General features: G+C 36.2%; 19 protein-coding genes. 11 read left to right on the forward strand and 8 right to left on the reverse strand.

Translation table 11 applies throughout. The features are described from left to right. Positions 1 to 42: 42 nt before the first annotated feature. Entirely contained in the window at positions 43 to 1,359 is a 1,317-nt protein-coding gene (gene ahcY / locus ACFO7M_RS03060; RefSeq protein WP_379718215.1) for an adenosylhomocysteinase, read from the reverse strand. A gap of 136 nt (positions 1,360 to 1,495) precedes the next feature. Here ahcY and ACFO7M_RS03065 point away from each other — a divergent pair, with 136 nt between their 5' ends. Next, positions 1,496 to 2,125, forward strand: coding sequence for a 4'-phosphopantetheinyl transferase family protein (locus ACFO7M_RS03065; protein ID WP_379718213.1), 630 nt, complete (start codon positions 1,496 to 1,498; stop codon positions 2,123 to 2,125). Between the two features lie 8 nt (positions 2,126 to 2,133). Here ACFO7M_RS03065 and ACFO7M_RS03070 read toward each other — a convergent pair whose 3' ends face one another. Continuing rightward, complete coding sequence (locus tag ACFO7M_RS03070; RefSeq protein ID WP_379718211.1) at positions 2,134 to 2,421, reverse strand: hypothetical protein; 288 nt, start codon at positions 2,419 to 2,421, stop codon at positions 2,134 to 2,136. A 108-nt stretch (positions 2,422 to 2,529) separates the two neighbouring features. Between ACFO7M_RS03070 and ACFO7M_RS03075 the strand changes: the two genes are divergently transcribed. The 4 genes from ACFO7M_RS03075 to arfB are packed head-to-tail and all read left to right on the forward strand — an operon-like array spanning position 2,530 to position 6,388. Beyond that, entirely contained in the window at positions 2,530 to 3,288 is a 759-nt protein-coding gene (locus ACFO7M_RS03075) for a geranylgeranylglyceryl/heptaprenylglyceryl phosphate synthase (RefSeq protein ID WP_379718209.1), read from the forward strand. A gap of 12 nt (positions 3,289 to 3,300) precedes the next feature. Then, positions 3,301 to 3,921, forward strand: coding sequence for a nicotinamide riboside transporter PnuC (gene pnuC / locus ACFO7M_RS03080; protein WP_379718207.1), 621 nt, complete (start codon positions 3,301 to 3,303; stop codon positions 3,919 to 3,921). Next, entirely contained in the window at positions 3,882 to 5,984 is a 2,103-nt protein-coding gene (locus ACFO7M_RS03085; protein ID WP_379718205.1) for a DUF4301 family protein, read from the forward strand. Before pnuC ends, ACFO7M_RS03085 begins: the two co-directional genes overlap by 40 nt. A gap of 2 nt (positions 5,985 to 5,986) precedes the next feature. Continuing rightward, a complete protein-coding gene (gene arfB / locus ACFO7M_RS03090) occupies positions 5,987 to 6,388 on the forward strand; it encodes an alternative ribosome rescue aminoacyl-tRNA hydrolase ArfB (protein WP_379718203.1) in 402 nt (133 codons plus the stop codon). Here the strand turns inward: arfB and ACFO7M_RS03095 are convergent, their stop codons facing one another. The 3 genes from ACFO7M_RS03095 to ACFO7M_RS03105 form a co-directional block, all read right to left on the reverse strand. Continuing rightward, on the reverse strand, positions 6,389 to 7,150 hold the full coding sequence (locus tag ACFO7M_RS03095; protein ID WP_379718201.1) for an enoyl-CoA hydratase/isomerase family protein: 762 nt from the start codon (positions 7,148 to 7,150) through the stop codon (positions 6,389 to 6,391). 69 nt (positions 7,151 to 7,219) lie between these two features. Then, positions 7,220 to 7,969 carry a uroporphyrinogen-III synthase gene (locus ACFO7M_RS03100; protein WP_379719033.1) on the reverse strand — a complete coding sequence of 250 codons (750 nt, stop codon included), beginning with the start codon at positions 7,967 to 7,969 and terminating at the stop codon, positions 7,220 to 7,222. Between the two features lie 20 nt (positions 7,970 to 7,989). Further along, on the reverse strand, positions 7,990 to 8,655 hold the full coding sequence (locus ACFO7M_RS03105; protein ID WP_379718199.1) for a DUF4271 domain-containing protein: 666 nt from the start codon (positions 8,653 to 8,655) through the stop codon (positions 7,990 to 7,992). A 99-nt stretch (positions 8,656 to 8,754) separates the two neighbouring features. Between ACFO7M_RS03105 and ACFO7M_RS03110 the strand changes: the two genes are divergently transcribed. The 3 genes from ACFO7M_RS03110 to ACFO7M_RS03120 are packed head-to-tail and all read left to right on the forward strand — an operon-like array spanning position 8,755 to position 11,247. Further along, a complete protein-coding gene (locus ACFO7M_RS03110; protein ID WP_379718197.1) occupies positions 8,755 to 9,480 on the forward strand; it encodes a polyprenol monophosphomannose synthase in 726 nt (241 codons plus the stop codon). A 9-nt stretch (positions 9,481 to 9,489) separates the two neighbouring features. Beyond that, positions 9,490 to 10,827: a dihydroorotase gene (locus ACFO7M_RS03115; RefSeq protein ID WP_379733974.1), complete on the forward strand. Its 1,338-nt coding sequence runs from the start codon at positions 9,490 to 9,492 to the stop codon at positions 10,825 to 10,827. Between the two features lie 3 nt (positions 10,828 to 10,830). Then, positions 10,831 to 11,247, forward strand: a complete 417-nt coding sequence (locus ACFO7M_RS03120; RefSeq protein ID WP_379718193.1) for a DUF4296 domain-containing protein — start codon at positions 10,831 to 10,833, stop codon at positions 11,245 to 11,247. Here the strand turns inward: ACFO7M_RS03120 and ACFO7M_RS03125 are convergent. Together ACFO7M_RS03125 and ACFO7M_RS03130 are read right to left on the reverse strand one after the other, a co-directional pair. Beyond that, on the reverse strand, positions 11,244 to 11,768 hold the full coding sequence (locus tag ACFO7M_RS03125; RefSeq protein ID WP_379718191.1) for a GNAT family N-acetyltransferase: 525 nt from the start codon (positions 11,766 to 11,768) through the stop codon (positions 11,244 to 11,246). The two genes, ACFO7M_RS03120 and ACFO7M_RS03125, sit on opposite strands and share 4 nt — an antisense overlap. Before the next feature lies 1 nt (position 11,769). After that, positions 11,770 to 12,744 (reverse strand): NAD-dependent epimerase/dehydratase family protein, encoded by a 975-nt coding sequence (locus ACFO7M_RS03130; protein WP_379718189.1) that lies wholly within the window; start codon positions 12,742 to 12,744, stop codon positions 11,770 to 11,772. A gap of 156 nt (positions 12,745 to 12,900) precedes the next feature. On the opposite strand from ACFO7M_RS03130, the gene tyrS reads away from it, so the two are divergent. The 3 genes from tyrS (at position 12,901) to ACFO7M_RS03145 (ending at position 20,384) form a co-directional block, all read left to right on the forward strand. After that, positions 12,901 to 14,202 (forward strand): tyrosine--tRNA ligase, encoded by a 1,302-nt coding sequence (gene tyrS / locus ACFO7M_RS03135; RefSeq protein WP_379718187.1) that lies wholly within the window; start codon positions 12,901 to 12,903, stop codon positions 14,200 to 14,202. A 217-nt stretch (positions 14,203 to 14,419) separates the two neighbouring features. Beyond that, a complete protein-coding gene (locus ACFO7M_RS03140; RefSeq protein ID WP_379733976.1) occupies positions 14,420 to 18,358 on the forward strand; it encodes a reprolysin-like metallopeptidase in 3,939 nt (1,312 codons plus the stop codon). 112 nt (positions 18,359 to 18,470) lie between these two features. Next, on the forward strand, positions 18,471 to 20,384 hold the full coding sequence (locus tag ACFO7M_RS03145) for a S9 family peptidase (protein WP_379733978.1): 1,914 nt from the start codon (positions 18,471 to 18,473) through the stop codon (positions 20,382 to 20,384). Positions 20,385 to 20,493: 109 nt separating this feature from the next. On the opposite strand, the gene ACFO7M_RS03150 is transcribed toward ACFO7M_RS03145, so the two are convergent. Then, entirely contained in the window at positions 20,494 to 21,462 is a 969-nt protein-coding gene (locus tag ACFO7M_RS03150; RefSeq protein ID WP_379718181.1) for a hypothetical protein, read from the reverse strand. Positions 21,463 to 21,618 lie beyond the last annotated feature (156 nt).

Raw genomic sequence — 21,618 nt, forward strand, 5'->3', positions numbered from 1 at the left:
TAAATAGAGCGGCTTTTATATTTAAACCGAGGTTAAATCGGATTAATATCTATAGTACTCAGGCTTAAATGGCCCTTGAACTTCAACACCAATATAAGCAGCTTGCTCATTGTTTAATGTTTCTAATTCAACTCCTAATTTAGCTAAGTGTAACGCTGCTACTTTCTCATCTAAATGTTTAGGTAACATGTATACTTCGTTTTTGTATGCTGCAGAGTTAGTCCACAATTCGATTTGTGCTAATGTTTGATTCGTAAACGAGTTAGACATTACAAATGATGGGTGACCTGTAGCACATCCTAAGTTTACCAAACGTCCTTCAGCCAAGATAATGATATCTTTACCGTTTACGTTATAAATATCAACTTGTGGTTTTACTTCTGTTTTCGTTGAACCATGGTTTTTATTCAACCAAGCCATATCGATTTCATTATCGAAGTGACCAATGTTACATACGATAGTTTTATCTTTCATTGCTTCGAAATGTTTCCCTACAACGATATCTTTATTTCCTGTTGTTGTAATTACGATATCCGCATTACCAACTACAGTATCTAATTTTTTAACTTCGAAACCATCCATCGCAGCTTGTAAAGCACAAATTGGATCAATTTCAGTCACAGTAACAATAGAACCAGCACCACGGAAAGAAGCCGCCGTACCTTTACCTACGTCTCCGTATCCACAAACCACTACTCTTTTACCTGCTAACATAACGTCAGTTGCACGACGAATTGCATCTACAGCAGATTCTTTACAACCGTATTTGTTATCAAATTTCGATTTAGTAACCGAATCATTTACGTTGATTGCCGGCATGAACAATGTTCCGTTTTTCATTCTTTCGTATAAACGGTGAACACCAGTAGTAGTTTCTTCTGATAAACCTTTAATCCCAGGAATTAATTCTGGGTAACGGTCAAAAACCATATTGGTTAAATCTCCACCATCATCTAAAATCATATTCAATGGTTTTCTATCTTCACCAAAGAATAATGTTTGTTCGATACACCAGTCAAAAGATTCTTCATCAAGACCTTTCCAAGCATATACTTGAATTCCAGCAGCAGCGATTGCAGCAGCAGCCTGATCCTGAGTCGAGAAAATATTACAAGAAGACCAAGTAACCTCAGCTCCTAAAGCAATTAATGTTTCTATTAAAACCGCAGTTTGAATTGTCATGTGTAAACATCCTGCAATACGAGCTCCTTTTAGCGGTTGGCTTGCACCATATTCAGCACGAAGTGCCATTAAACCTGGCATTTCAGCCTCAGCTAATTCGATTTCTTTTCTTCCCCAAGCTGCAAGGTTAATGTCTTTTACCTTGTAAGCCACAAATGGAATTGTCGTTGTACTCATCTATTTCTATATTTGTTTTATATTCGAATAATTTCGGACAGCAAAATTAAGCATTTCCTTTTTATTTCCTAAATCATTTTGCTTATTTTGTGAATTGTTTAAGTTTCTAATCTTTTGAAATCCAATAAAATAACAGATGCCGCTTTTTAAAACCTACCACATTAACGATTCAACAACCGTTTTTCTTTGGAAAATAACCGAAGATTACACCGATTTGTTGCGTTGTGTTACTATGAAAGAAGCATCATTAAAAAGACTGGAAAGCATGAAATCTGAAGGCCATCAAAAAGGTTTTTTAAGCGTACGAATGCTTCTTCAACATTGTGGTTATAATGATTATGACTTAGTGTACGACGAATTCGGCAAACCCCATTTACAAGACGGAAAACATATTTCCATTTCCCACTCCTTCGATTTTTCCGCTATAGCCATAAGTAATGAAAACATTGGTATTGACATCGAACAAGTGAAAGAAAAAGTACTGCGAATTGCTCCTCGTTTTATGGAAATGTGGCATTTAGAAAATCTTTCCGAATCAGAACAAATGAAAAAAGCCACCGTGATTTGGGGAACCAAGGAGGCGATTTTTAAAGTGAAAAATGAAGCCGGAATAAGCTTTCCTGAACATATTTTTGAAAAACCTTTTTCTCTATCCGATAAAAAATGCAAAGCCGAACTACACTTCAACACACGAATTGAAAAATTCGAAATTTCGTTTGAAGAGGCAGAAAATTACATGTGGGTTTGTGCTATTCTTGCCGACTAATTAAAATCTTATAGAATAGTAGTATTAACCAAAATAGCCAATACACTGATAAATACACTGGCAATAATCAAATCAAATACTAATTTATGTTTTTGCTGTGACAAAATCGCTCCGTTTACAAAACTACATGCAATCACCACAAACGCCAATTGTATCATTTGTAAAAGCGAAACTCCATTTTGCAAAATATACATGGCAGCTGCTCCACCCAAACAACTTTGCCCTATAATCGCCAAAGTAGTAAACCCTAAATACCCTCTCTCGAAGTCCTGAAATGTTTTTTGATATAAAGTCATGATTTCTATTATTTTATACTCCAAAATTACCATTGTAAGTCAACCTATTTCATGACAAAAGTCATATCCTGAAAAGTATTTTAATCGTATCCTTTTTCAATTCAGAAGATGATACACTTAAAAAAACTATTTTTACAACAGAATAAGAACAAGCAAATGATTTATCAACAAATACTAACTGCCAAAAAGGAAAAAAGGAAGTTATTGGCCATTTTACTCGACCCCGATAAAATTGACCTGAACTCTTTATCTTCACTAGTAGAAAAAATCAATCAATCACCAGCTACGCATATTTTTGTGGGAGGAAGTAGCGTTGAAAGCAACATCATAGACGAACTAATACTCTTGTTGAAAGAAAAGACAGATTTACCTATTGTATTATTCCCAGGTAATCCGTCGCAGATTTCTGACAAAGCCGATGCCATTTTATTCCTAACCTTATTGTCAGGAAGAAACCCCGACTACCTAATTGAACATCAGGTAAATGCAGTTCCCATTTTAAAAAAAACACATTTAGAAGTAATTTCAACAGGCTACATCCTTATTGAAAGCGGCAAACAAACTGCAGTTGAGCGTGTAAGCCAAACCTCTCCTTTAAATAGAGACAACTCCGATTATGCACTTCAAACAGCCCAAGCCGGTGAATATATAGGAAATAAATTAATTTATTTGGAAGCTGGCAGCGGAGCACAACAAGCCGTTCCAACAATAATGATTGAAAAAATAGCACAAAACCTTCAGATTCCTATTATAGTTGGCGGTGGTATCCGTTCGAAACAAGGTATTGATGATGCTTTTTCCGCTGGGGCAGATTTAGTAGTCATTGGAACTGCTTTCGAAAACGACATTCACTTTTTCAATTCTTAACCATAACCCAACATGATCGATTTTTTTATTGATGCTTATAAAAACACTCCTCTTTGGCAAATACTTTTAGAGGCCATCGCATTTATCTTTGGAATATTGAGTGTTTGGTATGCTAAAAAGGAAAATATTTTAGTATACCCTACCGGGCTCATCGCCACAATGATTAGTGTTTATTTGCTTTGGAGAGCAGAATACTTAGGAGATATGATGATCAATTTATACTTCTCTGTCATGAGTATCTATGGCTGGTGGAATTGGTCCAGAGGTAAAAACGAGGAAGCATTGGAAATCACCAGAACCAATACCAAAGAAAAACTTTACGGCATTGCTTTATTCTTACTCACACTATTTGTTGTAATAGGGATTTACAAATACTTTGAATACGAGATAAAAACAGAAAATTATTTTGATATTTTTGCATCTGGTATTTTCTTCACCGGAATGTGGTACATGGCCAAAAAGAAAATCGAAAACTGGACTTTGTGGATTATCGGCGACATCATAGTAGTTCCACTTTATGCATATAGAGGACTCGGGATGCTTTCGTTACAATATCTAATATTTACACTATTGGCCATAGCGGCTTATTTGGAATGGAGAAAGATCTTAGACAAAAAGAGACTTCAATTATAAAGGTAACTCTTTACGGACCTGAAAGCACTGGTAAGACTACTCTTGCCAGACAATTGGCCGAACATTTTAATACCGTATGGATTGAAGAATTTGCAAGGGATTATCTTCAAGAAAAACTAACAAAATTCAATGCGATTTGCGACGAATCTGATTTGTTGCCTATTGCTATTGGTCAAACTCAACTGGAAAACAAAGCTCTAGAAAAAGCCAACCGATTCCTTTTTTGCGACACCAATTCTTTGGTAACCAAAGTCTTCTCTGACATCTATTATGACCACTGTACAGACGAATTGGAAGAAGCCGCCCGGTTGCATGAATACGATTTGTTTTTCCTTACTGACATTGATGTACCTTGGGAAGACGACGGATTAAGAGACAGTCAAGAATATCGAGACAATTCTTTTGTCCTTTTTGAGAAGGCATTAATCGATTATCAAAAGCCCTATATTTTAATATCCGGAAACCAAGAAGAACGCCTGCAAAAAGCGATTCAAATTGTTACTGATTTGGAAAAAGCAAAGAGAATCGGACTGACAAATCACGATTTCATTGCAATTCATAAACAAGAAAAAAACATCGATTACATCGTTACTCAAATTAACAATATCAAATCCGGAGTTTCGAAAATCACCATAGACAAACCAGCCACATTAAACAATGGCATTACCCAACTGTCTGAAAACGAATTTGACTATTTCAGCTCTGTTTATGATACTAAAATGCATCAATATACAGTGGAGAAATTTGTTCCCGCATCTGGAGCAGCTAGTCGTATGTTTAAATTTTTGACCGATTTTATCCAAGAGTACAATCCAGCCACTGAAACCATAAATGGCTACATCAATAGATCCAAAAACAATTCACTTTCAACGTTTATTGTTGCCATGGATAAATTACCCTTTTTCAGAGAAGTAGACACCTATTTAAAATCAACTTATCCTGATTTCAACTCCTTTTCAATTGACCGAAAGAATCATCTTTTTATCGCAACGATATTAACCGATAAAAATTTCAATTATATTGATAAACCTAAAGGAATCCTTCCTTTCCATCAATACGAAGGGATAAATGCTACCCCAATTGAAGAACATTTAAAAGAGGCTTTAGCGTACTGTGCTAACGAAGAGAAAGCAACGCTACACTTCACTATTTCAGAGGAGCACAAAGTAGACTTTGAAACCATTATTCAAAAAGCAAAAAAGGAAATCAAGAAGAAAATTGACTACAGTTTTTCCGTTCAAAATACTTTAACCGATTCCATTACGCTAAATGAAAAACTGGAAACCAATAAAGATGGTAAGGGCGAAATTATTTTTAGACCCGGTGGTCATGGCGCTCTACTTCATAATTTAAACGAACGAGAGTCAGATATTATTTTTATCAAAAACATTGACAACGTAAGCCACAACAGCCTAAACACCATTGCATTGTACAAAAAGGCTTTAGGTGGTGTTTTAATTGAAAAACAATCGCAAATTTTTGAACAAATTCAACTATTAAACAAAGCTGAATTATCTAAACAGGATATCAAAAAAATCGCAAAATATATCACCGAAAACTTAAATATTGCCATCCCTAAGAGTTTTGAAGACTATAAAACGGAGAGCAAAATTAAGCATCTCAAATCCATTTTAAACCGACCAATTCGAGTGTGCGGTATGGTGAAAAATGAACAAGAACCAGGTGGCGGACCATTTTGGGTTAAAGAAAAAGACGGTAGTATTTCATTGCAAATAGTTGAATCAGCACAAATCGATTTAGACAATAAAACACAGGCTAATTTATTTAAAAGTGCTACACATTTCAACCCGGTAGATTTAGTTTGTGGCATCAAAAACCATAAAGGAAAAAAATTCGATTTATTGAATTTCACCAATCCGGAAACAGGCTTCATAGTAGAAAAAAGTAAAAACGGAAAAACATATAAAGCCTATGAATTACCTGGTCTTTGGAATGGAAGTATGGCCAATTGGATAACATTTTTCATCGAAGTACCGATTGAAACTTTTAACCCTGTAAAAACAGTGAACGATTTACTTAAAGCGAACCATCAACCTCGATAATCGTGGAAAAAGAGACAATCCTTTCAGAACTACAATACAAAGCTGTTAGAAGCAGTGGAGCAGGTGGTCAAAATGTCAACAAAGTTTCAAGCAAAGTCATTCTGTTCTTCGAATTACTCAATTCCAAAGGGTTAACTGACGAAGAAAAAGAATGGCTACTTAACAAATTAAGCAAAAAGTTAAACCAGGAAAACATACTGCTGTTAACTTGTGAAGAAGACCGAAGTCAGCTAAAAAATAAAGAAATAGTCACAAAAAAACTTTTTGAACTACTAGAGAAAACATTACTGAAACCCAAAACCAGAAAAGAAACTAAAATTCCAAAATCAGTCAAAGAAAAAAGACTGAAAGAAAAGAAAACGAATGCCGAAATCAAGAATTCTCGTCGCAAACCCGACTTTTAATTATTGTTTCTTGAATTGATTTAATGCATTTACTGTAAAGTCACTTAACACCAATTTACCTGAAATTGCCGCTCTTTCATACAAAAGCGTTCCCCAATTTTCGGTTCCTTCCCACAAGACTTTTTTCATTTCCAACAAAGCTTCTGGATTATAGGAACTTAATTTGAGAACATAAGCATGCAAAGCTTCATCCATCTCAACAACCGTAGAAAACAATTCGGAATATAACCCATTTTGATAGGCCCACTGTGCACTTTTCCATTCCGAAGGCTGTAACGTCATTTGCGACATTGCTGTTTTACCAATCTTCCTAGAAACTGCTGGTTCAATTACGAACGGACCGATTCCGATAGCAATTTCTGAAAGTTTTACAGCTGCATTATCGACTGCAAAAGTATAATCACAAGCAGAAGCCAAACCCACTCCTCCTCCTACAGCTTTCCCTTGAATTCTTCCCACGATTATTTTTTTACATCGGCGCATCGCGTTAATCACATTGGCAAAACCACTAAAAAAGACTGTCCCATCTTCTAAATTACGAATAGAAAGCAATTCGTCAAAAGAAGCTCCTGCACAAAAAGCCCCTTCTCCAGCACTTTGAAGGACAATAACAGAAATAGCATCATTTTCACTTAAAACATCCAACTGCTCCGTCAATTCTTTCAATTGCGAACTGGGAAATGAATTACTTGCCGGATGAGCAAAAGTTATTGTAGCTATAGCTTTATCGATGGTTGTGGTAATTGTTCCGTTAGCAGACATTGTATTTTTATTTGATGCGTAAAAATAAAGAAAAAGCATAAAAAAATCCCGATATAATCGGGACTTTCTTTATTTACCTTTATTTACTTCGGCAACATATTTTTCTAGAGCCATCGTCATGGATGGAGCTTCAGGCGTTGGTGCCATTATATCCACTCGTAAACCATGCTCTAATGCTTCTTTTTGTGTTGTACTTCCAAATACCGCTATACGAGTATTGTTTTGTTGAAAGTCAGGGAAATTTTTAAACAATGATTTAATTCCTGTCGGACTAAAAAATGCCAATACATCATAGTACACATCTTTCAAATCAGACAAATCACTCATTACAGTTTTGTAAAAAGTTCCCGGAGTCCAATCCAGTTTCAAGTTATTTAATGTTTGCGGAATATCTGCATTCAATTGATCAGATGCAGGCAACAAGAATTTTTCCTCTTTGTACTTTTTGAAAAGCGCAGACATATCAGCAAAATCTTTTTGCCCAACATATATCTTACGTTTTCTGTACACTACATATTTTTGCAGGTAATAAGCAATCGCTTCACTCTGACAAAAATAGCGTAAATCTTCAGGAACTTTGTAACGCATTTCCTCTGCCACTCTGAAAAAATGGTCAACGGAATTTTTACTCGTTAAAATAATCGCAGTAAAGTTGTTCAAATCAATTTTCTGAGCGCGAACCTCTTTGGCCGGAACTCCTTCTACGTGTATAAAAGGTCTAAAGTCAACTTTTATTTTGTGCTTATTTTGTAAATCAAAATAAGGCGAGTTATCAACTTTGGGTTCAGGTTGCGATACTAAAATCGTTTTCACTTTCATATTAGACATGCCTAAATCTGTTATCGGTTTGTAATTGCATAATACATAAAGTAATAGGGAGCAATTTCAAGAGCGCAAATATATAAAATAAAATAAAACAACTTACTCAAAAGCAAATTTTGATAATTTCTTAACGAAACGAGGTAAGTTACCGAGTTAGTTATCAATAATATAACTAAAACACCAAGAATCACATAAGAATTCATTAAATTAGTATAAAAGAGCAAAATGTTAATTGGCAACAACAACAACCCTACATAGGTTCGATAGCTCACTTTGAACAAATTGAACTGCTCAATAAAGCTTTCAATATTAAAAGAAGCGGCTATAATTTTCTCGATCAAAAATTTAGACAAGACAAAGAAACTCAGAAAAGTAAAAATTTGAATAAAGCTAATCCAGTTGGTCTTAGTGGTATACCCAAAATAACTCAAGACTAACAAAATAAAAAAAGAGAAAGAAACCAACTGCACAAAAAACAGCAAAATGGTAAACCAACTCATCAAGTTACTGGTATCTTTATACACTTTAAGGTATTTATTATTGACCAGCAGACTGACAAAATCACTGAATCGATTTTCGAAAGCCGCTCTGGTTATCACAACAATTCCTATAGTAACAATAAAAACTATTGTTATCCAGTCTTTGTTTTCGACAATTCGCGGAATCAATTCGTATTTTCCCATGGCGCAAAATTACAAATTTTTTAATCGTAATGCTGAATTATAAATTATTTAAGAAACACATAACCTAAAAAGTTTATTTTTGCATCAGATTTTAACACCATGCAAGACGGAATTGTCATTATACCTACTTATAACGAGATAGAAAACATTGAAACTATTATTCGTGCCGTTTTTTCATTACCGAAAAAATTTGACGTTTTAATTGTAGACGATAATTCTCCTGATGGCACTGCTGACAAGGTCGTTGAACTTCAACAGGAATATCCTGATGCGCTGCATTTAGAAAAAAGACAAGGAAAAGCTGGTTTAGGCACTGCCTACGTTCATGGTTTCAAATGGGCAATCCAACATCACTATGAATATATCTTTGAAATGGATGCTGATTTCTCTCACAACCCAAATGATTTAGAGAAATTATACAATGCCTGTAAAATCGAAAACGCCGGAATGTCAATCGGCTCTCGATACATTACTGGAGTTAATGTAGTTAACTGGCCATTAAACCGGGTATTAATGTCTTACTTTGCATCTGTATATGTACGTATGATTACCGGTATGCAAATTCAGGATGCCACTGCAGGTTTTGTTTGCTACCAAAGACAGGTTTTGGAAAAAATTAATTTGGACCGACTAAAATTCACTGGCTACGCTTTCCAAATTGAAATGAAGTACCGCACTTTTGTCAATCATTTCAAAATCGTTGAAGTTCCCATTATTTTTACCGACAGAACTAAAGGTGAATCAAAAATGAGCGGCGCCATTATCCGCGAGGCTATTTTGGGCGTTATCATGCTACGTATCCGAAAAATATTCAACCGATTATAACACACAACTATGAACTCGATTTTAATTAAAAACGCAAAAATTGTTAACGAAGGAAAAATAACCGAAGGCGAAGTTTTAATTGAAAATGAATTCATCAAACAGATAGGCAAGAACCTCAACATTCCTGCAAATTGCGAAATCATAGATGCAAAAGGCAATTATCTAATTCCTGGAGCTATTGATGATCAAGTCCATTTTCGCGAACCAGGACTAACCCACAAAGGAAATATCGCTTCCGAATCACGCGCTGCAGTGGCTGGAGGTATCACTTCTTTCATTGAACAACCCAATACAGTTCCCAATGCTGTTACCCAAGAAATTTTAGAGCAAAAATACCAAATTGCTTCTGAGACATCTTATGCCAATTATTCTTTTATGATGGGCGCCACGAATGATAATTTGGAAGAAGTTTTAAAAACCAATCCGAAAAATGTAGCCGGAATTAAAATTTTCTTAGGCTCTTCTACTGGCAACATGCTGGTTGACAGAGAAGAAGTGCTAACCAACATATTCTCTAATACAAAAATGCTCATCGCGGTGCATTGTGAAGATGAAACCACGATTAAAAATAATTTAGCGGAGTACAAAGAAAAATATGGTGATGACATCCCGATGGAGTTCCATCATTTGATCAGAAGCGAAGAAGCGTGTTATCTTTCTTCTTCGAAAGCAATCGAATTAGCTAAAAAAACAGGCGCACGCTTGCATATTTTTCATCTTTCAACTGCCAAAGAAACGGAATTATTCAGGAATGACATTCCGCTGGAAGAAAAACAAATTACAGCAGAAGTTTGCGTTCATCATCTTTGGTTTACCGATGAAGATTACAAAACCAAAGGCTCACTCATTAAATGGAATCCGGCAGTAAAAACCCAGAAAGACAAAGACGGATTATGGAAAGCATTACTAGATGACCGAATTGACGTAATTGCTACTGACCATGCTCCACATACATTAGAAGAAAAAGCCAACCCTTACACATCAGCCCCTTCCGGCGGACCATTAGTACAACATGCTGTGGTTGCGATGTTTGAAGCCAACAAACAAGGTAAAATCTCGGTAGAGAAAATCGTTGAAAAAATGGCACATAATCCTGCTAAAATTTTCAAAATAGACCGCCGTGGATTCATTAAAGAAGGCTTTTATGCTGATTTAGCCATCGTTGATCCAAATTCACTTTGGACAGTAGCAAAAGAAAACATTTTATACCATTGTGGTTGGTCTCCATTAGAAGGAACCACTTTCAGTTCAAAAATAACCCATACCTTTGTCAACGGAACTTTGGTATTTGAAAACCAAGAAGTCAAAGAAATCAACAAAGGAAAACGTTTAGCTTTTAATCGATAGATCATGAAAAAAATATTGTTTTGCATCACAATAGTCTTGCTGGCATCTTGTTCAAACAGTATTGAGGTTGAAAAACCTGAAAACCTTATTGAAGAGGAAACCATGGAAAACATATTATATGATTTGGCTTTATTACAAGCATTGAAAGGTCACAGCCCTAAAGAAATGAAGAAAAACGGAGTCGATGCTAAAACCTACATTTATCAGAAATACAAAATTGACAGTCTACAGTTTGTAAAAAGCAATCGCTATTATTCCGCTGATGTACAAAACTATATGAGTATGTTCGGCAAAGTAATCGAACGTTTGGAAGAAGAAAAAAAAGCAGCTAAAGAAATTGTAAAAAAAGAAAATGAAGCAATGCAAAAAAAGAAAAAAGATTCTATTGCAAAGTCTTCAAAAATCAAATCGACAAATTAAATCCAATCTTCTTTTTTAATTTCATAAATAAAATTGAGTTTTTCAGGTTCACCGTAATACTCAATTAATTTTTCACTTATTTTTTTCGCTCCAATCCTTTGTATGGCAATTTGAGAACGAATATTATTTTCGCCAATGTGAAAGTGTACTGCTTCTACAAACTGAAAAGCATAATCCAACATTATTTTTTTTACAATCGGATTAATGCCTTTACCCCAATACTCTTTAGCATAAAAAGTATAGCCAATCAAAACAACATTCATCTCAGAATCATAATCATAAAATCTAGTACTACCCAAAATCGTTTCTGAAACAACATCAACAATCTTAAAAGCGCCATTACTTTCCATAGCACCCTGGAAGAAATTCTCAAAAACTTCTCGCTTGTAGCGATCCTTATTCGGATGCTGTTCCCACACCTCCGGATTGGCAGCACAACTAAACAAAGCCTCAAAATCAGTCAACTGTAAAGGAACTAGGCGAACCATTTCCGTTTCCAAAGTCGTAGGTTGTAAGTTCATCTTATTTTTTTATATATTCCGAAATGGTTTCAAATTCTATCCCGATAGCTGTTTTTACTTTAGAACTATCATAAAAATCAACCGTGTGCAGTGTTCTTGCCATATCTTTAGACAATACTCTCTTCTTGCCAAATAACCCCAAAACATAATCCAATCGCCAAGCAATACTTGTCATCCATCGTTTAGCATGAATTTTAGGCAGACTGACTTGTAGTTTATTCGCAATTAAAGCTGTCACTTCCTGATACGTTAAGGTTTCGGAAACCAAAACAAAACGTTCACCTGTAACTCTAATCTGCATCAATTCAAACATTGCTTTTACCACATCGGTTACCGAAACAAATCCTGTTCCTCCTTTTGTATAAAAAGGCAAACCATTTTTTACTTTTTGATAAATTTCTCCGCTTCCTTCAATCCAGAAAGTCGGCCCTAAAATTACGCCAGGATTAACTACAACAACTTCCAAACCTTCCTGATGACCTCGCCAAACCTCCATTTCGGCTCCATACTTTGAAATCGCATAATCACTGTGTTGCGTTTCAGGGTTCCATTCCGTTTCTTCGGTAATTACTTTTTCAAAATCTTTCAAATCGCCCAAAGCAGCAATCGAACTTACATAGCACAATCTTTGAATCCCAAAATCAATACACAGATTAACTACATTGGCTGTCCCTTCGATATTATTTTTTCGTAATTTCTCTTCATCCTTTGGATCAAAAGAAATCAAAGCTGCACAATGATAAACTATTGCAACACCTTCAAAGGCCAATTCCAATGAAGGAACATCAAGAATATCCGCCGAAATCCATTGAATTTCATCAAACAATTCAGCTTTTTGATTGTACTCAAAAACCTTTAAAACTTGCTTTTTCGATTCTTCTTTTCTAAAGAGTGCTTTAACATGTTGCTTTTGTGAGGCCAAATGCAAAAGCAAATGCGAACCTACTAATCCTGTTGCTCCTGTGACTAAAATCATATTCCAAAGATAGAAATTTGAATCAAAGACAAAAAGACATACTGAAATTAAGGCAAATGGATTCCAAAAACATTTTAAACAGAACCGCCTTATATATCTTCAAATCTCTTTTATCTTGTAATTCTAATCTATTATCTTTGCGAAAATTTTATAATAATGGAAAACTTAATTGCTGAATTACAATGGCGTGGACTGGTACACGATATGATGCCGGGAACTGAAGAACAATTGTTAAAAGAAAGCACTGCAACATATATCGGATTTGATCCAACATCGGATTCATTACATATTGGAAGTTTGGTTCCAATTATTTTATTGGTTCATTTGAATAAATTCGGGCACAAGCCTATTGCTTTAGTAGGTGGTGCAACAGGAATGATTGGTGATCCTTCAGGAAAAAGTGACGAAAGAAACTTATTGGACGAAGAAACGTTGGCTAAAAATGTGGAAGGAATTAAAAACGTCTTATCCAAATTCCTTGATTTCAATTCGAATGAAGCCAATGCTCCAGTTTTAGTCAACAATTATGATTGGATGAAAACATTCTCATTCATTGATTTTGCGCGTAACGTAGGAAAACGAATCACCGTTAACTATATGATGGCCAAAGATTCGGTTAAAAAACGTCTATCAGGCGAGACTGGAGAAGGAATGTCTTTTACTGAATTCACCTACCAATTGATTCAAGGATATGATTTCTACCATTTGCACAAATCACACAACTGTTTATTACAAATGGGAGGAAGTGACCAATGGGGTAACATTACAACTGGAACAGAATTAGTCCGCCGTATGAATCCGGAAGGAAACAACAAGGCGTTTGCTATGACATGTCCATTAATCACAAAAGCGGACGGATCTAAATTTGGTAAATCGGAAGGAGGAAATGTTTGGTTGACTGCTGACAAAACTTCCGTTTACAAATTCTATCAATTTTGGTTGAATACTACGGATGTGGATGCGGAAAAATATATTAAGATTTTCACTTTCTTGAATAAAGAAACAATCGATACATTAATTAAAGAACACGCTGAAGCACCACACTTACGTGTTTTACAGCGTAAATTAGCTGAAGAAGTAACTATTTTCGTTCATAGCAAAGATGCTTTAGACAAAGCTATAGCAGCTTCTAATATTTTATTCGGAAATTCAACATCTGATGATTTAAAAGGATTAGATAGTGAAACGTTCCTTGAAGTTTTTGACGGAGTTCCACAAGCTGAAGTTTCACTAGAAGAAATTAAAGCTGGAATCAATATCGTTGATGTATTAAATACCAAAACCGGATTTTTAAAATCCAACGGAGAAGCACGACGCGCACTAACTGAAAATTCAATTTCAGTAAACAAGGAAAAAGTTACCGAAGAATATACCATTTCAACTAACGATTTAATCAACAACCAATTTGTTTTATTGCAAAGAGGCAAGAAAAATTACTTTGTTGTCAAAGCAATGTAATTCTGATTAAAAACCTAATAATCAACCACTTCTAAAGAAGTGGTTTTTTTATTTCTAAAACCACGCAAAACCCAATAATATTAAGGTTTTCATAATTTTATTTCTACCATTTTAAGCATTTCGTTGTTATATTTTTACTTTTTGCGGTATAAAATTGTTAAATAATTAAAAAAATATAAATATATTCGCATCCAAAATCAACTAAAAAACCAACATTATGAAAACCAAACTACTTTCCGTTATGTTATTAGCGGTTACAAGTTTTGCTTTCGCACAGGATGGCTCCCTTTGGAGAAAAACCACAAGTTCTGGCAAAGTTCAACTTGAAAAAAGAATGCAACTTCCGGAGAAGAATCTCTTTGAATTGGATGTAACTTCTCTACAAACTGCTTTAGCAAAATCACCTCGCAGATCAAGCACAACTAAAGCTACAAATATCATCGCACTTCCTAATGCTGAAGGACAATTGGAGCGTTTCAGTATCTATGAAAATTCTATTATGGATCCTGCATTAGCAGCAAAATATCCAGAAATCAAATCCTATATTGGAATTGGTATCGACAACCCAACTTCGACTGCCTATTTCAGCATGTCACCATTAGGTTTTAAATCGATGACAATTAATGCTGACAAATCAGCATCATTTATCGAACCACTTTCTGCCGACTTAAGAACTTATACCGTTTACAAAAAAGCAGACAAAAAAGCAGATCTTTCACCTTTTGAGTGTAAAGTAATTGACCGAATCGAGCCTCGTGTAACGAATGGCGGCGCTAACTTACGCCCAAATGCAGACGATTCGACTTTAAGAACATTCCGTTTAGCCATGTCGGTAACCGGCGAATATACCGCTTACTTCGGAGGCACTAAAGCACAGGCTTTAGCTGCCATCAACAACACTATGACTCGTGTTAACGGTGTTTTCGAAAAAGATTTTTCTGTAAGAATGGTTTTAGTCGCAAACAATGATGCAGTAATTTATACTAACGCTTCAACTGACCCTTACTCAGCGGCATCTTCAGGAGCTGGAGGGGCATGGAACTCAGAATTACAAAATACCCTAACTTCTGTAATTGGAGAAGCTAATTATGACGTTGGTCACTTATTTGGTGCTTCAGGTGGTGGTGGAAACGCGGGATGTATTGGATGTGTCTGCGTTAATGGTCAAAAAGGGTCTGGATATACTTCACCTAGTGATGGTATTCCTTCCGGAGATAATTTTGACATCGATTATGTTGCTCACGAATTAGGTCACCAATTTGGCGCCAACCATACTTTCTCTCACGGTAACGAAGGAACGGGCGCTAACATGGAACCCGGTTCAGGTTCATCAATCATGGGGTATGCCGGTATTACATCTCAAGACGTACAACCGCATTCGGATGCATATTTCCATGCATTCAGTATCCAACAAGTTACGAATAACATCAAGACTAAAACATGTCAAACCAATACAGCAACAGGAAACGCAGTTCCAACTGCAAATGCTGGTGTTGATTATACGATTCCAAAAAGCACTCCTTTCATGTTAACAGGCACAGGAACGGATGCTAACGGCGATGCTTTAACCTACAACTGGGAGCAATTTGATAATGCATCTAGTTCACAAACAGGAGCAAGTTCTGCTGCAAGCGCAACAAAAACTTCAGGACCTACTTTCAGATCGTATCCTTCTAGCACTTCTTCTGTGAGATATTTCCCTAGAATGGCTTCTGTATTAACAGGTGCAACAACGACTGCTGGAGCGGAAATCACTGTAGAAGCAGTACCTTCTGTTGCCAGAACAATGAACTTCAGATTAACCGTTCGTGATAATAGAGCTGGTGGTTCTGCCAACAATTCTGACGATATGGTGGTAACTGTAAATGCGACTGCAGGACCATTCGCTGTAACAGCACCAAATACTGCAGTTTCTTATGCAGGTGGATCATCACAAACTGTTACTTGGAATGTAGCTGGTACCACTGCAAACGGTGTTAACTGTGCTAACGTGGATATTTTAATCTCTACTGATGGTGGAAATACTTGGTCAACAGTTTTAGCTGCAACTCCAAACGACGGAACGCAAGCAGTAACTATTCCTAACACAGCAACTACTTCTGCACGATTAATGGTAAAAGGAACCAATCATATTTTCTTTGATGTTTCAAACACTAACTTTACAATTACTGCAGGAACAATTGACAATACAGCTCCATCAGCTCCAACTAGCTTGACTGCTTCTGGAACTACACAAACCACTACCAACTTATCATGGACTGCTTCTACTGACAACGTAGGTGTGGCAGGATATGATGTATACCAAGGCGCTACTGTAATCGGAACAACCGCTTCGACCACTTACAATGTAACAGGATTAACTGCTTCAACTGCGTATACTTTCTCTGTAAGAGCAAAAGATGCTGCTGGAAATGTTTCAACGGCAAGCAATACAGTTAATGTTACAACATTAGCACCGGTTGTTGATACGACTGCTCCAACAGCTCCAACCAACTTGGCTGCTTCAGGAACTACATCGTCTTCAACAAATTTATCATGGACAGCTTCAACTGACAATGTTGGTGTTACAGGATATGATGTATACCAAGGTGCCACTGTAATAGGAACAACTGCTTCGACTACTTACAATGTAACAGGATTAGCGGCTTCAACTGCGTATACTTTCTCTGTAAGAGCAAAAGATGCTGCTGGTAACGTTTCGACAGCGAGCAACTCGGTTAACGTAACTACTTCAGCTGTAACCATTACCTATTGTGCATCACAAGGCAATAGCACAGCTGATGAAAAAATAGGAAGAGTTGCAATCGGTTCGATCAACAATCCTTCAACTGGAACTGCTGGTTATGAGAATTTCACTTCATTATCAACTTCTGCAGCTCAAAATTCATCACAAACTATCACAATTACTCCTTCATGGACTTCATCTACTTACGCTGAAGGCTATGCTGTATTCATCGATTACAATAAAAATGGAGTATTTACAGATGCTGGCGAAACAGTTTGGACAAGAGCGGCTTCAACAACGACTCCGGTATCAGGTTCATTTACAATTCCTGCTTCTGCTAGTTTAGGTGCTACAAGAATGAGAGTTTCTATGAAATACAATGCGGTACCAACATCATGTGAGGCTTTCTCATACGGTCAAGTGGAAGACTACACGATTAACATCACTGCTGGAACTTCAGATACAACAGCTCCAACAGCTCCAACTAGCTTAACCGCTTCTGGAACTACATCTTCATCCACTAACTTATCATGGACGGCTTCAACCGACAATGTTGGTGTTACCGGATATGATGTATACCAAGGAGCAACGTTAAAAGCTTCTGTAACTACAACTTCTTATACAGTAACAGGATTAACCGCTGCAACTGCATATACATTCTCAGTGAGAGCGAAAGATGCTGCTGGTAACGTTTCTGCGGCAAGCAACACGGTTAATGTAACTACTTCATCTGTAACATTGACATACTGTACTTCTCAAGGTAACAATACTAATGACGAGAGAATCGGAAGAGTTGCTATTGGATCTATCAACAATGCATCTACAGGAACAGCTGGTTATGAAAACTTCACTTCTATCTCTACTAATGCAGCAAGAAGTGCTTCACAAACTATCACAATCACTCCAACATGGACTGGTTCAACTTATGCTGAAGGGTATGCCGTTTTCATCGATTACAACCAAAACGGTGTATTTACAGATGCTGGTGAAACAGTTTGGACAAGAGCAGCTTCAACAACAACTCCAGTTTCAGGTTCTTTCACGATTCCAGCAACAGCTACTTTAGGTGCTACAAGAATGAGAGTTTCAATGAAATACAATGGTGTACCAACTTCTTGTGAGGCTTTCTCTTATGGCCAAGTAGAAGATTACACTATCAATATTACTGCTGCAGCAAGAGAAGAAGATTCTTTCGAAAGCATTGTGGTTAATGACATCAAACTATATCCAAACCCAACTTCGTCAATTTTAAATGTAACTTCAGTTTCTGAAAACGCTTCATTTAGAGTTTATAACGTAATGGGACAAACTATTTTAGATGGTAAAATCAACAATGGAACAATTGATGTTTCTCGTTTGACAAATGGAAATTACATTATGGAAATTTCTGACAACGGAAATTCAACTACCAAACGTTTTATCAAAAACTAAATTATAAAACCAAACTTAAAGACGCCTTCTTAACCGAAGGCGTTTTTTTATAGTCATTATTCATCAGTCATAAAATTTCAGTAATTTAGCGACACTTTCAAAAAAATTAAAAATGAAAAAACTGCTTATTTTAACTCTTGGAATCATGGGATTATCAGCAAATGCACAAGAAGTTATGTCACCCGAATTGCTTTGGAAATTGGGCCGTGTAACTGCACTTGGAATTTCTAAAGACGGAAAAAACATTGTATACAAAGTTGCCACTCCTTCGGTTGAAGACAATAAATCCAATTCTAAATTCTACACCATTCCTTTAACAGGAGGAAAAGCCACTGAAGTTACAGATACTAAGGAATTACTAAAAGATAAAAACATTTCGCCAGATGGACTCTACTTACTTTCTCATCAAGAAGTAAAAGTAAATTCTGTACTAGGAAAAGATGTGTATCCGGAACTAACAAAGTCGGACGCAAAAGTTTACGATGGTTTGGATTACCGTCATTGGGATACATGGAGAGACGGAACTTACAATCATGTTTTTTTTAGTGGCGTTCCTGGACCCAATGTACGATTAGCTCCTCCTGTTGACATTATGCCAAACGAAGCTTTCGATTCACCTCAAAAACCATTTGGCGGAGACGAAGACTACATTTGGTCACCTGACAGCAAAAACATCATTTATGTTTGCAAAAAGAAAGCAGGCACTGACTACGCAACGAGCACTAACACCGATTTGTACGAATACAATATCGATACTAAAGAGACAAAGAATTTAACCGAAGGAAATTTAGGATATGATACACATCCCTTATTTTCTCCTAAAGGCGATTTGACTTGGTTACAAATGAAACGTGACGGTTACGAAGCCGACAAAAACGATATCATTGTTCGTTTTAAAGGAATGGACATGAACCTAACATCAGCATGGGATGGCACTGTAGAAAGTTTCAAGTGGAGTCCTGACAATAAAAAAGTATATTTCATTGCACCAGTTGATGGAACAAAACAATTATTTGAGGTTAATTTTCCGGGATTGAGCCGAATAGCAATAACTGTAAAGCAAATCACGAATGGAACATTTGATGTTACTGAAATTGTTGGCTTCAACCTTGACAAAGTAATTGTGGCTCGAAACGATATGAATCACGCCTCAGAACTTTTCTCCTATGATTTAAAAAAGAAAACCTGGAACCAGCTAACCAATGTCAATACAGAAACTTACAAAAATCTAGCATTAAGCAAAACGGAAAAACGATATGTAACCACTACCGATGGCAAAAAAATGCTGGTATGGGTAATTTTACCGCCAAATTTTGATGCTACTAAAAAATATCCTGCATTATTATACTGCCAAGGCGGACCACAAAGCGCCTTATCACAATACTACTCTTTCCGTTGGAATTTCCAAACCATCGCCGCGCAAGGATATATCGTAGTAGCGCCAAACCGCCGCGGAATGCCGGGTCATGGTGTACAATGGAACGAGCAAATTTCAGGAGACTGGGGCGGACAGGTGATGGATGATTATTTAGCAGCCATTGATGATGTTGCCAAAGAATCGTATGTAGACAAAAACCGTTTGGGAGCTGTAGGCGCGAGTTATGGTGGTTATTCTGTATTTCAATTGGCGGGTATCCACAAAAACAGATTTAAAACATTCATCTCTCACTGCGGAATCTTCAACACACAAAGTATGTACGGCACCACTGAAGAAGTGTTCTTTACTAATTGGGATTCGGGAGGAGCTTACTGGGAAAAAGAAAATAAAACAGCCCAAAAAACCTACAATGAGTTTAACCCGATGAACATGGTTAACAATTGGAATACACCTATTATGATTATCCAAGGCGGAAAAGATTACCGTGTACCTATCGGACAAGGTCAGGAAGCTTTCCAAGCCGCTCAGTTAAAAGGAATAAAAAGTAGATTTTTATTATTCCCGGAAGAAAATCACTGGGTATTGAAACCTCAAAATGCTTTAGTATGGCAACGTGAATTTTTCAAATGGTTAAAAGAAACCTTATAAATAAAATGATGTTTACAATAATTCACAATCGCGACTAAATTAAAGCTATAAGTAGCAACAAAAAAACCATTCGTAAACGAATGGTTTTTTTGTTTATAAAATCACTTATTTACAAAACATAACTTGACGTCCCTTTGTTAGGCCAAGCTGTATTTGCGCTAGGCAAAAATAAATCATCTACATGAATTGCAGGAGCTTTCGTATTATTCATAAAACTTGGATTTATAATATTAGGGTTGTAACCGTTTTTGATTCGAATATCAGTCAACAAGGTATTACCAGTGCAATACATAAACGTTAGTTTCGGGTTTGAGTCAAAATTAAGTGTTGTCCATCTGTTTGTAGAACAATTAATTTGCTTCAACAAGCTAAATGTAGAAAAGTTCAAAGCTGTTAATTTATTCGAATGAATGAATAAATCAGTGATTTTAACATTACCGTTCAAATTTAGAGTAGTCAATTGATTTCCATAACACCAAACACCCCAAAGCGTATTTACAGCCGATGGAATTGTCAGACTAGTCAATTGATTATTATTACACCAAATTTGAGACAAATTAGTATTGGTACTAAGATTCAGAGTTGTTAACAAATTGTTGTTGCATTCAAGCACGCCTAAAGTGGTCATTCCAGCCACATCCAAAGTCGTTAGATTGTTGTAACCAACTGATAATTGCACCAACGAAGTAAATGCTTTAACTCCAGTTAAATTACTAATACCAGCACCTGTCAGATTCAATCCAGCTCTACCTTGATCAATCATCACATAATTGTCGGTAGTATTTGTATCTGTAGCTGCACCCAAGCTTATCAATTTAGCTCTGAAAGCAGCATCCGGAACATAGGTATTAACCCATGGCGCTCTTTGAGCATTGCTTTTTCCTTCAATTGCATGCTCCATAGTTAAAAGATCGCTCATGAAATTTGGATAATTTGCTTTTCTGTAATCTTCCGGAGTTGGATTTGGATTGAAGCTACTTGGTTTTGTCTCAGCTACTTGAGTTGAAGATGTTTCATCTGTATCATTAGAACAGGAAACCAGATTCAGCACAAGCGCAATCATTAGTAATTTTTTCATGTTTTTTATATTTAAAATTTGTTCAAATGTATCCAAATCGCTTTGTCAAATAAAATTATTTGTTGGTAATTTCTTACAATTTTTATTGTGCTGATTTCAAAAAAAATATTAACAAAAGAAGAAATAACACTCTTTAAAGCGCTGAAAACGCAAACA

The organism is Flavobacterium sp. GCM10023249 (assembly GCF_042653365.1).
Taxonomy (GTDB): Bacteria; Bacteroidota; Bacteroidia; order Flavobacteriales; family Flavobacteriaceae; genus Flavobacterium.

What these genes read in the sequence shown, in the direction of transcription:
- ahcY (WP_379718215.1), bottom strand. Translation starts at nt 1,359, where the DNA reads ATGAGTACAACGACAATTCCATTTGTGGCTTACAAGGTAAAAGACATT.
- ACFO7M_RS03070 (WP_379718211.1), bottom strand. Translation starts at nt 2,421, where the DNA reads ATGACTTTATATCAAAAAACATTTCAGGACTTCGAGAGAGGGTATTTA.
- ACFO7M_RS03150 (WP_379718181.1), bottom strand. Translation starts at nt 21,462, where the DNA reads ATGAAAAAATTACTAATGATTGCGCTTGTGCTGAATCTGGTTTCCTGT.
- ACFO7M_RS03130 (WP_379718189.1), bottom strand. Translation starts at nt 12,744, where the DNA reads ATGATTTTAGTCACAGGAGCAACAGGATTAGTAGGTTCGCATTTGCTT.
- ACFO7M_RS03125 (WP_379718191.1), bottom strand. Translation starts at nt 11,768, where the DNA reads ATGAACTTACAACCTACGACTTTGGAAACGGAAATGGTTCGCCTAGTT.
- ACFO7M_RS03085 (WP_379718205.1), top strand. Translation starts at nt 3,882, where the DNA reads ATGGAGAAAGATCTTAGACAAAAAGAGACTTCAATTATAAAGGTAACT.
- ACFO7M_RS03110 (WP_379718197.1), top strand. Translation starts at nt 8,755, where the DNA reads ATGCAAGACGGAATTGTCATTATACCTACTTATAACGAGATAGAAAAC.
- ACFO7M_RS03120 (WP_379718193.1), top strand. Translation starts at nt 10,831, where the DNA reads ATGAAAAAAATATTGTTTTGCATCACAATAGTCTTGCTGGCATCTTGT.
- pnuC (WP_379718207.1), top strand. Translation starts at nt 3,301, where the DNA reads ATGATCGATTTTTTTATTGATGCTTATAAAAACACTCCTCTTTGGCAA.
- ACFO7M_RS03115 (WP_379733974.1), top strand. Translation starts at nt 9,490, where the DNA reads ATGAACTCGATTTTAATTAAAAACGCAAAAATTGTTAACGAAGGAAAA.
- ACFO7M_RS03145 (WP_379733978.1), top strand. Translation starts at nt 18,471, where the DNA reads ATGAAAAAACTGCTTATTTTAACTCTTGGAATCATGGGATTATCAGCA.
- ACFO7M_RS03095 (WP_379718201.1), bottom strand. Translation starts at nt 7,150, where the DNA reads ATGTCTGCTAACGGAACAATTACCACAACCATCGATAAAGCTATAGCT.
- ACFO7M_RS03075 (WP_379718209.1), top strand. Translation starts at nt 2,530, where the DNA reads ATGATACACTTAAAAAAACTATTTTTACAACAGAATAAGAACAAGCAA.
- tyrS (WP_379718187.1), top strand. Translation starts at nt 12,901, where the DNA reads ATGGAAAACTTAATTGCTGAATTACAATGGCGTGGACTGGTACACGAT.
- ACFO7M_RS03140 (WP_379733976.1), top strand. Translation starts at nt 14,420, where the DNA reads ATGAAAACCAAACTACTTTCCGTTATGTTATTAGCGGTTACAAGTTTT.
- ACFO7M_RS03105 (WP_379718199.1), bottom strand. Translation starts at nt 8,655, where the DNA reads ATGGGAAAATACGAATTGATTCCGCGAATTGTCGAAAACAAAGACTGG.
- ACFO7M_RS03065 (WP_379718213.1), top strand. Translation starts at nt 1,496, where the DNA reads ATGCCGCTTTTTAAAACCTACCACATTAACGATTCAACAACCGTTTTT.
- ACFO7M_RS03100 (WP_379719033.1), bottom strand. Translation starts at nt 7,969, where the DNA reads ATGAAAGTGAAAACGATTTTAGTATCGCAACCTGAACCCAAAGTTGAT.